The following is a 15,016-nucleotide window of genomic DNA, read 5'->3' on the forward strand; positions in this document are numbered from 1 at the left end:
CGCCGAGGGGAGCGTGGGGGTTATTTTTCATCGTGAAGCAAAAAAGAATGGGCCCGCAATAAGCGGGCCCATGGTCGGGCCGCTCAGGCAGCGGCCCAGGGTCGACTTACTTGATGCTCATCCACTTGAAGTACATGAAGTTGTCGGCCAGCTGCACCAGCTCGACCTTCTTGCTCACGCCCCAGGCCAGCGACTGCTGATGCAGCGGCAGGTGGCCGATGTCGTCGGAATGGACCTTGAAGGCTTCCTTGATCATCTCGTTGCGCTTGCCCTTGTCCGACTCGGACTGGATCTTCTTGGTCAGCTCGTCGAGCTTGGGGTTGCAGTAGGCGCCCAGGTTGAACTGGCCCGTGCCCTTGTCGTCGGGGCACGAGGTGAGCGAGCTCAGCGCGTTGTGCGAGTCGTAGGTGGTCGGGGTCCAGCCCAGCATGTAGAAGCTGGTGTCGCGGCGCAGGATCTTCGGGAAGTAAGTGCCCTTGGTCTCGGCCACGAGGTTGATCTTCACGCCGATCTTCGCGAGGTTGGCGGCCACGCTCTGGCAGATCTGGCCGTCGTTGACGTAGCGGTCGTTCGGGCAGTTCATCGAGACTTCAAAGCCATTCGGGTAGCCGGCTTCGGTCAGCAGCTTCTTGGCGGCATCCACGTCGAAGGGCAAGCGCTTGTCCTGGTCGGCGGTCCAGCCGTTGATGCCCGGGCCGACAAGCAGCGCGGTGGGCTTGGAGGCGCCGCGCATCACGGTGCGCTGAATGCCGGCAATGTCGATGGCCTGGTAGAAGGCCTGTCGCACGCGCTTGTCCTTGAACGGGTTCTTGCCCTTCACGTTCGAGTACTGCAGCTCGTCGCGCTTCTGGTCCATGCCTAGGAAGATGGTGCGCATCTCGGGGCCGGTGATGACGCGTGCATTGGGCGCGGCGTTGATGCGCGCGATGTCCTGCACGGGCACGGGTTCCATCACGTCGACTTCGCCGGAGACCAGCGCGGCCACGCGGGTCGCGGGGTTGGCGATGGGCGTGAACACGATCTCCTGCGCGTTGCCGTCGATCTTGCCCCAGTAGGTGCCGTTGCGCGTGAACACGGTGCGCACGTTGGGCTGGCGCTCGCGCACGCGGAACGGGCCGGTGCCGTTGGCCTTGAACGAGGCGGTGTTCTCGATGCCCTTGCGGCGGTCGACGGGCTTGGTGGCCTGGTTTTCCTCGCACCACTTCTTGCTCATGATCATGGTGAGCGAGATCACGTCGGGCAGGATCGGGAACGGGCCGTTGGTTTCGATTTCGACGGCGAGGTCGCCGACCTTGCGCACGGCCTTGATCTCGCTGAGCGTGGCCTTCATGTCGGAGCCGTCGCCCTGCGCACGCGCGAAGCTGAACACCACGTCGTCGGCGCTGAACGGCGTGCCGTCATGGAACACGACGCCCTTGCGCAGCTCGAAGCGCCACACGTTCGGCGAGGTCTGCTTCCAGCTCGTGGCCAGCAGCGGTGCCAGGCTCAGGTCCTTGTTGCGGCCCACGAGAGTTTCATAGACGTTGGCGGTGACGCTCAGTTGCAGCGACTCGTTGAGCGAGTGCGGGTCGAGCGACAGGGCGTCGCCCTGGTTCGCGATGCGGATGGTCTGCGCGCTGGCGACCATGCTGACGGCGCTCAGAGCGCACAGGACAGCGACCGCGGCCGCCTTCTTCTTGAAACTCATGGGAACACTCCTCGGGTTGGGATCAAAAAACACATCAAGAAGCCGCGGTGGCGGCTGCTTGCTCTGGCTGCGTACCGCGGGTGGCGGCAAGCGGCATGCCCCGCTCGATCAGCCCCGCATGCAATGCGGCGCCGAGCGGCAGGATCTCGTCGTTGAAGTCGTAGCGGCTGTTGTGCAGGAAGGCGCCGCTGCGGGCGTCCTGGCCGATGCGCAGATAAGCACCGGCCTTCTTCTGCAGCATGAAAGAGAAATCTTCGGCGCCCATGCTGGGCTCCAGGTTGCGGTCGACGTTCTTCGCGCCGACCAGCGACTCGGCCACGTCGGCCGCGAACATCGCTTCGGGCGCGGTGTTGATCGTGGCCGGGTAGATGCGCTCGTACTTGATCGTCGCGGTCGCACCAAAGCCGGCGGCAATGGCCGTGCACAGCTCGCTCAGGCGCTGCTCGACCTGCGCCTGCACGCGCGCGCTGAAGGTGCGCACGGTGCCGACCAGCGTGGCCTCGCCCGGGATCACGCTCATGGCGCCGAGATCGCCGGCCTGCACGGCGCAGATGCTGACGACGGCCGCGTCGATGGGACGCACGCTGCGCGACACGATGGTCTGCGCCGCGGTGATGATGTGCGCGGCCACCACGACGGGGTCGATGGTCTGGTACGCATGAGCACCATGGCCACCCTTGCCCTTGACCTCGATCGTCACGCGATCGGCCGCGGCCATCATCGCGCCGCGGTTGATGCCCACGGTGCCGGCCGGCATCGCGGGCCAGTTGTGCATCGCATAGACGGCGTTCACCGGAAAGCGATCGAACAGGCCGTCTTCGATCATCACGCGCGCGCCGGCAAAGCCTTCTTCGCCGGGCTGGAAGATCAGCACCGCGGTACCGTCGAAGTCGCGCGTCTCGGCCAGGTAGCGCGCGGCGCCGACGAGCATGGCGGTGTGGCCGTCGTGGCCGCAGCCGTGCATCAGGCCGTCGTTGGCGGAGCGCCAGCCGAAGTCGTTGTCCTCGCGCATGGGCAGCGCGTCCATGTCGGCACGCAGGCCGATCATGCGACCGCTGGCCGTCGACTTGCCGCGGATGACGCCGACGACGCCGGTCTTGCCGATGCCCTCGTGGATCTCGTCCACGCCGCACGCGCGCAGCGCTTCGCGCACGCGACCGGCGGTGTAGACCTCCTCGAAGCCGAGCTCGGGGTGGGCGTGCAGGTCGCGGCGGAAGGCCGTGATCTCGGGGTAGAAGCTGGCGATGTGCGCGAAGGCCCGGCCGGAGGCCTGCAGGCGCGGCGCTGCAGCGGCCGTTGCTGTTGCGGCGGCACTCACCTCAATGGCCTCCCGCCTTGCCCACGCGCAGCCGAGGATCGACCACGAAGTACAACAGGTCGACCACGAGGTTGATCACCACGAAGATCAGCGCGATCAGGCACAGGTAGGCGGCCATCACGGGGATGTCCGCGAAGGTCACGGCCTGGATGAAGAGCAGGCCCATGCCGGGCCACTGGAACACCGACTCCGTGATGATCGCGAAAGCGATCAGCCCGCCGAGTTGCAGACCCGTGATGGTCATGACCGGCACCAGCGTGTTCTTGAGCGCGTGGCCGAAATGGATCGCGCGGTTCGACAGGCCCCGTGCGCGCGCGAACTTGATGTAGTCGGTGCGCAGCACCTCGAGCATCTCGGCGCGCACCAGCCGCATGATCAGCGTGAGCTGGAAGATCGCCAGCGTCACCGCCGGCAGGATGATGTGGTGCCAGCCGTCGGCCTTGAAGAGCCCACTGGTCCACCAGCCGAACTGCACCGTATCGCCGCGCCCGAAGCTCGGGAACCAGCCCAGCGTCACAGCGAAGACGAGAATCAGCAGGATGCCGATCAGGAAGGTGGGCAGCGACACGCCGAGCAGCGACACAGTCATGAACACCTGGCTCATGAAGGTGCCACGGCGCAGAGCGGTGTACACGCCCATCGGAATGCCGACGAACAGCGCCAGGGCCGCGGCCACCAGTGCGAGTTCGAGCGTGGCCGGGAAGCGCTCGCCGATCAGGCGCGACACCTTGGCGCCCTGGCGCAGGCTCAGGCCGAACTCGCCTTGTGCGGCATTGACGAGGAAATGCCAGAACTGCACGAAGAAGGGTCGGTCGAGCCCCAATGCGGCGCGCATTTCACGGATCTGGTCGGGCTTGGCGTCTTGTCCCAGCAGGAACACGACCGGGTCGCCGACATATTGAAAGAGGAGGAAGGCGATGAACGCGACCGCGATCATCACGATCACGGCCTGGATCAGGCGGCGCAGTACAAAGGCAGTCATTCAACAACAATAGTGATCGCGGCATGCTAGCAGTGCAAGCAGCGTGCCCGCACGGGGGTTCCCCCGGGGTGCACACAGATGGTGCTCTTTGCCAACACTGCCCGGCCTCGCGATGACGGCGCACCAATGAAAAAAGCCACCCGGCTTGCGCCGGGTGGCTTTTGGTCTTTCGATTCGAAGCTGGCTTACGCCAGCATCAAATTAGAAAGCGTGACGGATACCGAAGTCGTAGCCGGTCGAGTTCTTCGGGGTGAAGACACCGTTGTTGATGAAAGCCGGGCCGCCAACGGTCAGAGCTGCACCGTTCTTGTTGCTCACGCGAGCAACGGTAGCGTACAGAGCCGTGCGCTTCGACAGGTTGTGCACGTAGCCGAGTGCCAGCTTGTTGGCCTTCGGGTCAGCGATACGCGGGCCGAAGAACACTTCAGGACGGTTGTAGTCGTACTTGACGTGCGAGTACGAAGCGCGGATCAGGCCAGCACCGACGGGCACGGTCACGCCCAGCAGGTAACCGGTCAGGTCGACGTCAGGCGTAGCAGCAAGGGGGGTGACTTCGTAGTCAGCCTTGTTCTTGACGCGCGACAGTTCACCGAACAGCTTCACGGGACCGAAGTCGTACGAAGCGCCCAGGTTCAGCGTGTTGACCTTGTTGGTCACGCCAGCGTAGAACTGGTCACCCGAGGTGCTGCTGCCATAAGCCAGCGCGACGTCCAGAGGACCGTTGGCGTAGCCGAAGCGGCCACCGACGTAACGACCGGTGCGCGAGTTGTTCGCAACGTTAGGCGTAGCCAGACCAGGGCTGAACTTGTCCTTTTCGTGGAAGCCGTACTGCACTTGGCCGTAGAAGCCGCCCAGGTTCGGGGGCAGGAAGTAGCCGATGGTGTTGCTGGCGCGAACGTAGTTCGGGTTGCCACCGAAGCCACCCGAACCGCCGGTGGTGTTGAAACCGCTGGCCGTCGAGATCAGGTTGGTGCCAACGCCGTTGGTGCCGAACGGATCGAACACGGTGTCGTTCCAGAACGTCGGGGTGTAATCACGACCCAGGCGAACTTCACCGAAACCACCCGACAGGCTCACGGTCGAGCGACGAGCGAACGTCGACACGCCGGTTGCGCCGTCGTCATTGGTGATCGGGGCTTCGAGCCAGAAGCTGGCTGCCAGACCGCCACCCAGGTCTTCCGTACCACGGAAGCCCAGACGGCTGGAGTTGTAACCCGAGTTAGCCAGAGCCGTACGGCTGACCTTGACGCTGCCTTGGTTCAGGTAGAACGGGTTGTAGATCGGGAAGCCAGCAGCGTTGTACGTCACGCCGTTGTTCTGATCACGCGAGGTGGACGAGTAGCCGCTGATCGACGCGTCGACCACACCAAACAGAGTGACGGACGACTGAGCCGAGGCAACACCGGCAACAGCCAGGGCAGCCAGAGCAACTAGAGATTTTTTCATTGCAAGTTTCTCCAAGGTTAAACATAGGGCTCCGGTGCGAAGGGCTCACCGTGACTGGCACTTTGTGCTCCCACCGGACCCCGGGCCAACCTCCTTTTGGGAAGTTGATGCTATTGCACCAGAGCCACTGCAACAGGGCAAAACAAATCGCCCTAAATCTTGGAAGCCCCGCGTGTTTCGTTGCAGTCGTGCAACAAAGGACTTAGGCAGGTCGTTTTTCCACGATGTGAAACAAAATGTGGCCGTCTTGCATCGTCAGGTAGGTGGGTTCAAATAGGCCCATGACCGCTCTGATCGACTCGACCCTGACTGCCGCCGATGCAGCTTTGCGCACGCTTTTTGCCCGATCTCATGCCACCCGGTCGCTTCCACCCGCGATCCTGCCGCAAGGTGAAATGACCGAATCGGAGCGGCGCGAGGCCGGCGCACTGATGCGCGTGAACCATGTCGGCGAAGTGTGTGCTCAGGCGCTGTACACCGCCCAAGCCGCTGTGACGCGCGACCCGGCATTGCGGGCCCATTTCTTGGAAGCCGCCCACGAGGAAACAGATCACTTGGCGTGGACCCGGCAACGGCTGGACGATCTGGGGGCCCGCCCCTCGCTCCTGAATCCGCTCTGGTACGCAGGCGCCTTCGGTCTCGGCCTGATTGCCGGGCGCCTGGGCGATCCCTTGAGTCTCGGCTTCGTCGCCGAAACCGAGCGGCAGGTGGAAGCGCACCTCGAAAGCCACTTGGACCGCCTGCCAGCAGCCGACTACGCCTCCCGGGCCGTGGTCGAGCAGATGAAGATCGACGAAGCACGCCATGCCACGCAAGCCGTTGACGCAGGTGCGGCGGACCTACCGGCACCGGCCAAGGCACTGATGCGCGTCGCCTCGAAGGTCATGACGACCATCGCGCACCGCATTTAAGGCCCAGGTCGCGCCGCACGGCGTTTTCAGGTCTCGATCAGGTCGAAGCTGGTGGTGATTTCGGCCGTCTTCGCCAGCATGATGCTGGCCGAGCAATAGGTTTCGTGGCTCAGCGCGATCGCCCGCTCCACGGCGGTCGCCGGAATTCCCTTGCCCGCCACCGTGAAGTGCATGTGGATCTTGGTGAAGACCTTGGGGTCCTTTTCGGCGCGTTCGCTGGTCAGCTTGACGCTGCAGCGCTCGACGCGATGGCGCCCCCTCTTCAATATGAGCACCACGTCATAGGCTGTGCAACCCCCGGTGCCCGCGAGCACGGCTTCCATCGGCCGCGCGGCGAGGTTCTGCCCGCCGTTCTCGGGCTTGGCCGCATCCGGCGCGCCGTCCATCATCAGGACATGGCCGCTGCCAGTTTCGGCCACGAAGCCCATGGCCGATCGGGTGCCTGCATCGCCGGTCCAACTTACTGTGCATTCCATGGTGTTCAGTTCCAATTGGGATGAATTCGTGCGGAAAAATGCGCACCAAACATCAACTTGTGTGTGGGAAAAGCATCGCCTGCTTGTTGCATCGCAACAAAGGGTGGGTATACTCTATTTCATTGCTGCGCACTTCATGGTGTGCACCCAGTTGTCTCCTCCACCCTTCCAATTGGTGGATTTAGCCCCGAGTCGCAAGACTCGGGGCTTTTTTCTTTGTGCGCCCCGATGGCGGCGCCACTCTAGCCGCTCCCCCTCAAAAGGGCAGCTGCTCTGGCTGCCCTGGCTGTTGCCGGTGTTGCCTCGGCTCAGTCGTCCGTCACTCTGTTTGGTGTGGTCGACGCGTCGATCAGCGGCTACTCGTCCACCTCGCGTGATCAGAACAACGGCGTCACCTACGACAAGCTTGGCTTCCCGGTCTACAACCCTTTCTATGTGAACAAGGGCAGTGTCAAGGTCAGCCGTACGACTTTGGCCAACTCGGGTTACAACTCCAGCCGTCTGGGCTTCCGTGGTACGGAAGACCTGGGTGGCGGTCTGGCAGCCAGCTTCTGGCTCGAAGCCCCGATCACCAATGACGACGGCGCAACCGGCGTTTCGACGTTCGCTCGTCGCTCGACCGTGAGCCTGTCGGGTGGTTTCGGTGAAGTTCGCCTGGGTCGTGACTACACCCCGTCGTTCTGGAACGACACCGTGTTCGATCCGTTCGGCGCCAACGGTGTGGGCACTAACCTGATCTCGACGGCCGGTGGCTTCAACACCACCGGTGGTTCGGGCGGCTTCGGTGGCAACCCCAACTACGCCCGTGCCAGCAACACCATCGGCTACTTCCTGCCACCGAATCTGGGCGGCTTCTACGGCCAAGTGCAGTACGGCTTCCATGAACAGAACAAGTACGACAGCGGCGATTTCACGCCGAAGGCCAGCACAGCCTTCGTTCTGAATCCAAAGACGGGTGCGATCGAAAAAACCGATGTTGCAGCTGCGAAAAGTCGCACCGGCCGTTACATCGGTGGCCGCTTCGGCTACGCCAACGGTCCTCTGGATGTCGCGCTGGCCTATGGCAGCAGCACCTCGGATGACCAGTTCTACGCGGGCACGACCTCCAAGGTCAACACGCTGAACCTGGGCGCTTCGTACGACTTCGGTCCCGTGAAGCTGTTCGGTGAAGTGTCGCGCGTCAAGAACAAGGTCGACTACGAAGTCGCCCCGTTCACCGACACTACGCCCGACACCAATCTGACCGGCTACCTGCTGGGTGTGACTGTGCCCGTCGGTGCTGGCTTGATCCGCGCTTCGTACTCGTCCGTCAAGTACGACCTGAACCAGCCCGAGTCGTTCTTCACGCCCCGCGCTGCTGACCCTAAGGCGAACAAGCTGGCCATCGGTTACGTGCACAACCTGTCGAAGCGCACGGCTCTGTACGCGACCGTTGCTCGCGTGAGCAACAAGAACGGTGCAGCTTTGACCGTTGGCGGCCCGGCTTTCGCGTCCACGGCCGGCTTCACCCCGAAGACCTCGACCGGCTACGACTTCGGCCTCCGTCACGCCTTCTGATCGACTACGGCTCGATTCTCATGCTGGCCCTTGCCAGTTTGAATCAAGAGGCCTTCAAGCCGCCCGGCTCACGCCGGGCGGCTTTTTGTGCTTCTTCAACTCACCCGGCCACGCCTGCTCTGCAGCAGCCCCACATTCATTTCTCCGCTCAGCACCGATGCGTAGAAACGCTCCACCATGTTGACGCTCGTGCGTGCATTGCGCGCCAAAGTCAGCATGTCGATCCCTTGCCCATACAAGAGCCGCAACGTGATGGCCGTATGGCGCAGGCAATACAGCGTCCTCGATTGACCCAGCGGCCCCTTTTCGAGCCCGGTCTTTTCGAGCACCCAGTGAAAAAAGAAATTGAGAACCGCCAGCGCGTGCTCGCGGTTCTTCAGGTGCGGCATGAAGATGTAGTCTTCCGCCCCGCCGAAGCCATGCGCCGCGCGGTGAGCGCGCAAACATTCATAGACGCGAACAGCAGGCCGCAGGCTCACGATGGGCTGACTGTGCCGCTTGGTCTCCGGCAGGTTCATCCGCAGGTAGACGTGCTTGCCGCGCACGACCTCGATGTGCTTGTGCTTCATGAGCTTGATGTCGCTGGGGCGCACGAAGGTGTTGACCATCCAGCGGATCAGCCACGGCAACTCGTCGGGCATGACGAGCAGTTCACGCGCGATCCAGAAGCGTTCGCCAGCCGTCAATCGATCAAGCACCGGGTGCGAGTGACCCCGCAACTTGCGTGCAGCCGCAATCAGGGCGCGGTATTCCGCCACGCTGAAGCTGCCTCGCGGCTGGCTGCGCACCTTGATCTTCGGAAACACGGGCGCCTCGCGCACCGCACCGGTGTGCACGCCATGCATCACGATCTTGCGCAACAACACGAGGTACTGCGCGATCGTCGTGCTGGTGAAGCCTTGCTCGCCGAGGTGATCAATCAGTCGCTGCACATCGGCCGTCACGAACAAGGTCGCTTGCACATCGCCCAGCAACGGAACGATGTGCGCACGCAATCTGTTGCCCATGACCTGCCATGTGGGCCGTCCGATTTCGCCGCGTTGCACGCGTGCGGCCTCGGCTTGCATCAGTCCTTTCGAAAGGTCGCTGACAGAAACTGATAACAAATTCTGCTCAACCGTTATCGAATTAGCGGGCGTATGAATCGCGGGATAGGTGCGCGCAAAAAAACCGGAATCATTTGCAGCTGGAGCCTTGCGGAATAGGTTTATGACATTTGTGTCCATGCCATTCCCCGCATGCAATACCGATGCCTCTTATGATTGATGGTTAGCAAATGAAAACTCCCTGGAAAAGATCTTGCGCAATGCACCTGTTACCGCGGCCTTAACGCCCGCCGACTATCTCAGAAAAATCCTCAATGCGCGGGTCTACGACGTGGCCGTCGAGTCCGCTCTGGAGAAGGCGCGCGCGCTCAGCGAACGGCTCGGCAATACCGTATTGCTCAAGCGCGAGGATCAACAACCCGTCTTCAGTTTCAAACTGCGCGGTGCCTATAACAAGATGGCGCACCTCAGCAAAGCGCAATTGGCGAGCGGTGTGATTTGCGCATCGGCCGGCAACCACGCACAAGGCGTTGCGCTCGGTGCGCGCAAGCTCGGCACACGCGCAGTGATCGTGATGCCCGTGACCACGCCGCAATTGAAGATCGATGCGGTGCGCGGTTTCGGCGGCGAGATCGTGTTGCACGGCGACAGCTATTCCGACGCCTACCTGCATGCGCTCGAATTGCAGACGCAGCAGAGCCTGACCTTCGTCCACCCGTTCGACGACCCCGATGTCATCGCGGGCCAGGGCACCATCGCGATGGAAATCCTGCGCCAGCACCAGGGTCCGCTCGATGCGGTGTTCGTGGCGATCGGCGGCGGCGGCCTGATCTCCGGCGTGGCCAACTACATCAAGGCCGTGCGGCCCGAGATCAAGGTGATCGGCGTTCAGATGAACGACTCCGACGCGATGATGCAATCGGTCGCCGCGCGCCAGCGCGTCAACCTGACCGATGTCGGCCTGTTCTCCGACGGCACGGCCGTCAAGCTGGTCGGCGAGGAAACCTTCCGCATCGCGCAGAACCTGGTCGACAGCTACATCACGGTCGACACCGACGCCGTGTGCGCCGCCATCAAGGACGTGTTCGTCGACACGCGCAGCATCGTCGAGCCGGCTGGTGCGCTGGCCGTGGCGGCCATCAAGCAGTACGTAGCCGAACACGGCCGCCAGGGCGAAACCTACGCGGCGATCCTGTGCGGCGCCAACATGAACTTCGACCGGCTGCGCTTCGTGGCCGAGCGGGCCGAGGTCGGCGAGGAACGCGAGGCGCTGTTCGCCGTGACCATCCCCGAAGAGCGCGGCAGCTTCCGTCGTTTTTGCGAACTCATCAGCGAGTTGCCCGCCGGCGGCGCACCGCGCAGCGTGACCGAGTTCAACTACCGCATCAGCGACGCCGCCAAGGCCCACGTGTTCGTCGGCCTCACGACCTCGGCGCGCGGCGAGTCGGCCACCATCGCGAAGGTCTTCATCGAACATGGCTTCGACGCGCTCGACCTCACGCACGACGAACTCGCCAAGGAGCATCTGCGCCACCTGGTGGGCGGTCGCACGGGTCTCGCGCACGACGAGCGCCTGCTGCGCTTCGTGTTCCCCGAGCGTCCGGGTGCGTTGCTCAAGTTCCTGAGCCTGATGCGGCCGAACTGGAACATCAGTCTGTTCCATTACCGCAACCAGGGCGCCGACTACGGGCGCATCCTCGTGGGCCTGCAGGTGCCGGCCGAAGAGTCGGCGGCCTTCGACGAATTCCTCGAAACGCTGGGCTATCCGTACGTCGAGGAAACGGCCAACCCCGCCTACCGCCTGTTCCTTCAGGCCTGAAAGAAAGAAGAAAAGAGACCGCTGGGCTTACTGCGCAGGGCTCTGCGCCTGCGGCGGCGGCTCCATCGCGGCGCCCGCCGTGGCGGCGGGTTGAAGTTGCTGCTGCGGCGGCATCACCACCGCCGGCATCGTGGTCGGCAAGGGCCCGGCCGGCGCAGGTGACGACACCACGGGCAGGCCGGCAGGCGGCGTCGGAAGCCCCATGCTCAACGGCGCACGCACCGGCAGTTGCAGCGTGAACGCCGCGGGCCCATCGCGCTGGGCGCCGAGCGTCGCCGCGCGCACCCCCACCGACTGCAGCACATAGCTCTCGCCGACCTTCGAGCCGACGCGGAACGGCCGCGGCGGCTTGCCGTCGATCGAGATCAGCGCCGCGCCCTGGTTCGACGGGTCCGCCACCACGCCCGACAGCGCGAAGCGGCTCGCGGCCTCCGGCGCCACGGGCGCGTTCGACGTCACCGTGACCACGCCCAGCAACCGGGCCACCGCCTCGGCATCGGCCGCGACCGGCGCGCGCGGCATCGTGGCCGCAGCCGCCACCGCATCGGCCGGCGACGCCAGCCTCAGCGCCCAGAACACCGCGGCGCCTGCGGCCAACGCCCAAAGCCCCGTCGTTGCAAGTGGGGCATGCCAGCGGGCCGCGGAGTAAGGACTTGTCATGGCCGCGGATTATCATGCAGCGCGCTTACTGCCTCATGTCCCCGCAAGCTATGAACAAACTCCTTCGTTCCGTCTCCCGCACCGCCCAGCGCGGCTTCACGCTGATCGAACTCATGGTGGTGCTTGTCATCATCGGCGTGCTCGCGGCCCTGATCGTGCCGAACGTGATCGAGCGCGCCGACGACGCCCGCGTCACCGCCGCCCGCACCGACATCAACAACCTGATGCAGGCGCTCAAGCTCTACCGCCTCGACAACCAGCGCTACCCGACCGCCGAGCAGGGCCTGCAGTCGCTGCTGACCCGCCCCACCGCGGGCCCGGCCGCACCCAACTGGAAGCCCTACGTCGAGAAGCTGCCCAACGACCCCTGGGGCCATCCGTACCAGTACATGAACCCGGGCATCAAGGGCGAAATCGACGTGCTCTCCTTCGGCGCCGACGGACAGAGCGGCGGCGAGGGCAAGAATGCCGACATCGGCAGCTGGCAGTAAGCGCATCGCCCCCGGCCGCACCGTGCAGCCACTCCCTCGCGCGGTGCGCGGCTTCACCTTGCTGGAACTCATCGTGGTGATCGCGATCATCGCCATCGCGACTGCCAGCGTCAGCTTCGCAATGCGCGACAGCAACGCCGCCGCGCTCGACCGCGAGGCCGACCGCCTCGCCGCCCTGCTCGAATCGGCCCGCGCCCAGTCACGCGCCAGCGGCGTCATGGTGCGCTGGCGCCTCGTCGAAGGCGGCGGCTTCGTCTTCGACGGCCTGCCGGCCGACGCCTTGCCCACGGGCTGGATCCACGCCGGCATCACGGCCCAGCCCCTGCTGGGCGGCGGCACGCCGGTGGCGGCGCTGCAGCTCGGGCCCGACCCCATCATTCCGGCGCAGCAGGTCATGCTGCACAGCGAAGGCCCGCCCGCGCGCATGCTGCGCGTCGCCACCGACGGGCTGCGTCCGTTCACCGTGTTCGCCGTGCCATGACACAACGGCTGCGGCGCACCGCACGCCACCGCGGCTTCACGCTGATCGAGGTGCTGATCGCGCTCGGCATCGTCGCGCTCGCGCTCGCGGCCGGCTCGCAGGCCACGATGTCGCTCACGCGCAATGCGCAGCGCCAGTCCGACCTCGTGCTGGCCGGCCTGTGCGCCGAAAACGAACTCGCCAAGGCGCGCCTGTCGCGGCAGATGCCAGCCATCGGCGACTCCGGCTCGATCTGCCTGCAGGCCGGCCTCACCTTCCTCGTGACGACCACGACGGTGCCCACGCTCAACCCGAACTTCCGGCGCGTCGAAGTGCAGGTGCGCGACGAAGGCAGCGCGCCGCTGCTGCGCGTCTCGACCGTGGTGGGGCGCGTCTGATGCCGCGCATCCGCAAGCCTTCGCGCGCACGCGGCTTCACGCTCATCGAGCTGTTGGTCGCCATCGCCGTGATGGCGCTGCTCGCGCTGGTGAGCTGGCGCGGCCTGGACAGCATGTCGCGCGCCACCACGCAGAACCAGCTGCGCGCCGACGCGGTGCTCACGCTGCAGGCCACGCTCGCGCAATGGAGCGCCGACCTCGACGCCGTCACCCTGCTCGCGCAGACCCGTCCGATCGACTGGGACGGCCGCGTGTTGCGCATGACGCGCCGCGGCAGCGACACCAGCACGCCGACCGTGCAGGTCGTTGCGTGGACATTGCGCCCCGGCGCCGACGGCACGCGCTGGCGGCGCTGGCAATCGGCGCCCTTCGCCACGCGCGGCGAATGGGTGCAGGCCTGGAACCTCGCGGCCGCCTGGGCACAGGATGGCGCCGCGCCCACCGCCGGCGCCACCGATGTGGCACTGATGCCCGTCAACAGCTGGCAGCTCGCGTACTTCCGCAACAACGCCTGGGTGCCGGCCGAGCCGCTGCCCGTCGCGGCAGCGAACCCGTCCAACCCGGCCGGCGCACTCGTCGCCCTGCCCGACGGCGTGCGGCTCGTGCTGACCCTGCCGCCCGGCGACGGGCTCTCAGGCACGCTCACGCGCGACTGGGTCCGGCCGACGCTCGGGGGGCCGCGCTCATGACCGCACCGCGCAGCCATCGCACGACAGGCACACGCCGCCAGTCCGGCGCCGCGCTGCTCGCCGCCATGCTGACCGTGATGCTGGTCGCCACCTTTTCCGCCGCGGCGCTCTGGCAGCAGTGGCGTTCCGCCGAGGTCGAAGGCGCCGAGCGCGCGCGCGTGCAGGCGGCCTGGGTGCTCATCGGCGCGCTCGACTGGTCACGCCTGATCCTCGGCGAAGACGGCCGCGCCGGCGGCCCCGACCACCTCGGCGAGCCGTGGGCCGTGCCGCTCGAAGAGGCCCGCCTCACCAGCTTTCTCTCGGCCGAGAAGAACGTGGCGAGCGACAACCTCGAAGGCCTGCCCGACGCGTTCCTGTCGGGCCGCATCGTCGACGCGCAGTCCAAGCTCAACGTGCTGTCACTGGTAGACGCCGGCAAGCCGGTGCCCGCCAGCGTCGCCACCTTCACGCGCCTCTTCAATCTGCTGGGCCTGCCGGCCGGCGAGCTCAGCCAGATGACCGCGCGGCTCGCGAGCGCGCTGCACACCGGCACCACCGACGCCGCCTCCGCGGGTGGTGCCAGCGGCGGTGGCGCTGCAAGCGCCGACACCGGCGCCGCCCCGCTGATGCCGCAGGAAGTCGCGCAGCTGGTCTGGCTCGGTCTCTCGCCCGCCACCGCCGCCGCGCTCGAGCCCTACGTGACGATCCTGCCGGAGCGCACCACGCTCAACCTCAACACGGCCAGCGCCGAGGCCATCAGCGCGAGCGTCGAATCGCTGGGCATTGCCAGCGCGCGCCAGCTGGTGGAGCGGCGCACCCGATCCTTCTTCAAGAACATCGAGGAGGCCAACGCCGGCCTGCCCAGCGGCGGCTCGCGTTTCAACGCGGCCCAGCACGGCGTGGGCACCCAGTATTTCGAGGTGTACGGCCGGCTGCGGCTCGATCGCACGTGGGTCGAAGAGCACTCGCTGCTCTTTCGCAAGGGCCTGGCCGTGACCACCGTGTGGCGCACGCGTGGCGCGGGCGCCACCACGCCTCCGGCAAAACCCTGAGTCCCATTTACTTTTGACTGCTCAAAACACCGTCAAACGCACGTA

General features: G+C 65.3%; 15 protein-coding genes. 8 read left to right on the forward strand and 7 right to left on the reverse strand.

Annotation, left to right across the window (positions count from 1 at the left end):
- Positions 1-106: 106 nt before the first annotated feature.
- From GFK26_RS01305 to GFK26_RS01320, 4 genes are all read right to left on the reverse strand, one after another.
- On the reverse strand, positions 107-1,687 hold the full coding sequence (locus tag GFK26_RS01305) for an ABC transporter substrate-binding protein (protein WP_101491059.1): 1,581 nt from the start codon (positions 1,685-1,687) through the stop codon (positions 107-109).
- A 34-nt stretch (positions 1,688-1,721) separates the two neighbouring features.
- Positions 1,722-3,005, reverse strand: a complete 1,284-nt coding sequence (locus GFK26_RS01310; protein WP_153280508.1) for a M20 aminoacylase family protein — start codon at positions 3,003-3,005, stop codon at positions 1,722-1,724.
- A 1-nt stretch (position 3,006) separates the two neighbouring features.
- Positions 3,007-3,987, reverse strand: coding sequence for an ABC transporter permease (locus GFK26_RS01315; protein WP_056573001.1), 981 nt, complete (start codon positions 3,985-3,987; stop codon positions 3,007-3,009).
- Between the two features lie 201 nt (positions 3,988-4,188).
- Positions 4,189-5,433 carry a porin gene (locus GFK26_RS01320; RefSeq protein WP_153280509.1) on the reverse strand — a complete coding sequence of 415 codons (1,245 nt, stop codon included), beginning with the start codon at positions 5,431-5,433 and terminating at the stop codon, positions 4,189-4,191.
- Between the two features lie 281 nt (positions 5,434-5,714).
- On the opposite strand from GFK26_RS01320, the gene coq7 reads away from it, so the two are divergent.
- Positions 5,715-6,344: a 2-polyprenyl-3-methyl-6-methoxy-1,4-benzoquinone monooxygenase gene (coq7, locus tag GFK26_RS01325; RefSeq protein WP_153280510.1), complete on the forward strand. Its 630-nt coding sequence runs from the start codon at positions 5,715-5,717 to the stop codon at positions 6,342-6,344.
- A 26-nt stretch (positions 6,345-6,370) separates the two neighbouring features.
- Here the strand turns inward: coq7 and GFK26_RS01330 are convergent, their stop codons facing one another.
- Positions 6,371-6,820, reverse strand: a complete 450-nt coding sequence (locus tag GFK26_RS01330; protein ID WP_153280511.1) for an OsmC family protein — start codon at positions 6,818-6,820, stop codon at positions 6,371-6,373.
- A 273-nt stretch (positions 6,821-7,093) separates the two neighbouring features.
- On the opposite strand from GFK26_RS01330, the gene GFK26_RS01335 reads away from it, so the two are divergent.
- Entirely contained in the window at positions 7,094-8,377 is a 1,284-nt protein-coding gene (locus GFK26_RS01335) for a porin (RefSeq protein WP_153280512.1), read from the forward strand.
- A 95-nt stretch (positions 8,378-8,472) separates the two neighbouring features.
- On the opposite strand, the gene GFK26_RS01340 is transcribed toward GFK26_RS01335, so the two are convergent.
- Positions 8,473-9,603 carry a hypothetical protein gene (locus GFK26_RS01340; protein ID WP_153280513.1) on the reverse strand — a complete coding sequence of 377 codons (1,131 nt, stop codon included), beginning with the start codon at positions 9,601-9,603 and terminating at the stop codon, positions 8,473-8,475.
- A gap of 73 nt (positions 9,604-9,676) precedes the next feature.
- Between GFK26_RS01340 and ilvA the strand changes: the two genes are divergently transcribed.
- Positions 9,677-11,242 carry a threonine ammonia-lyase, biosynthetic gene (gene ilvA / locus GFK26_RS01345; protein WP_228121865.1) on the forward strand — a complete coding sequence of 522 codons (1,566 nt, stop codon included), beginning with the start codon at positions 9,677-9,679 and terminating at the stop codon, positions 11,240-11,242.
- Positions 11,243-11,269: 27 nt separating this feature from the next.
- On the opposite strand, the gene GFK26_RS01350 is transcribed toward ilvA, so the two are convergent.
- Positions 11,270-11,902, reverse strand: a complete 633-nt coding sequence (locus tag GFK26_RS01350; RefSeq protein ID WP_153280515.1) for a type II secretion system protein N — start codon at positions 11,900-11,902, stop codon at positions 11,270-11,272.
- A 50-nt stretch (positions 11,903-11,952) separates the two neighbouring features.
- On the opposite strand from GFK26_RS01350, the gene gspG reads away from it, so the two are divergent.
- From gspG to gspK, 5 genes are read left to right on the forward strand one after another with little or no spacing between them, the layout of a single operon-like run.
- Positions 11,953-12,393, forward strand: coding sequence for a type II secretion system major pseudopilin GspG (gene gspG, locus GFK26_RS01355; protein WP_056573020.1), 441 nt, complete (start codon positions 11,953-11,955; stop codon positions 12,391-12,393).
- The gene (locus GFK26_RS01360; RefSeq protein ID WP_153280516.1) at positions 12,368-12,874 is read left to right on the forward strand and encodes a prepilin-type N-terminal cleavage/methylation domain-containing protein; all 507 of its coding nucleotides are present in this window, start codon (positions 12,368-12,370) and stop codon (positions 12,872-12,874) included. The genes gspG and GFK26_RS01360 overlap by 26 nt, the downstream gene beginning before the upstream one ends.
- Positions 12,871-13,251, forward strand: coding sequence for a type II secretion system minor pseudopilin GspI (gene gspI / locus GFK26_RS01365; RefSeq protein ID WP_153280517.1), 381 nt, complete (start codon positions 12,871-12,873; stop codon positions 13,249-13,251). Before GFK26_RS01360 ends, gspI begins: the two co-directional genes overlap by 4 nt.
- Positions 13,251-13,940, forward strand: coding sequence for a PulJ/GspJ family protein (locus GFK26_RS01370; protein WP_153280518.1), 690 nt, complete (start codon positions 13,251-13,253; stop codon positions 13,938-13,940). The genes gspI and GFK26_RS01370 overlap by 1 nt, the downstream gene beginning before the upstream one ends.
- Positions 13,937-14,971 carry a type II secretion system minor pseudopilin GspK gene (gspK, locus tag GFK26_RS01375; protein ID WP_153280519.1) on the forward strand — a complete coding sequence of 345 codons (1,035 nt, stop codon included), beginning with the start codon at positions 13,937-13,939 and terminating at the stop codon, positions 14,969-14,971. The genes GFK26_RS01370 and gspK overlap by 4 nt, the downstream gene beginning before the upstream one ends.
- Positions 14,972-15,016: the final 45 nt, after the last annotated feature.

It is taken from the genome of Variovorax paradoxus (assembly GCF_009498455.1).
Classification (GTDB): Bacteria; Pseudomonadota; Gammaproteobacteria; order Burkholderiales; family Burkholderiaceae_C; genus Variovorax; species Variovorax paradoxus_H.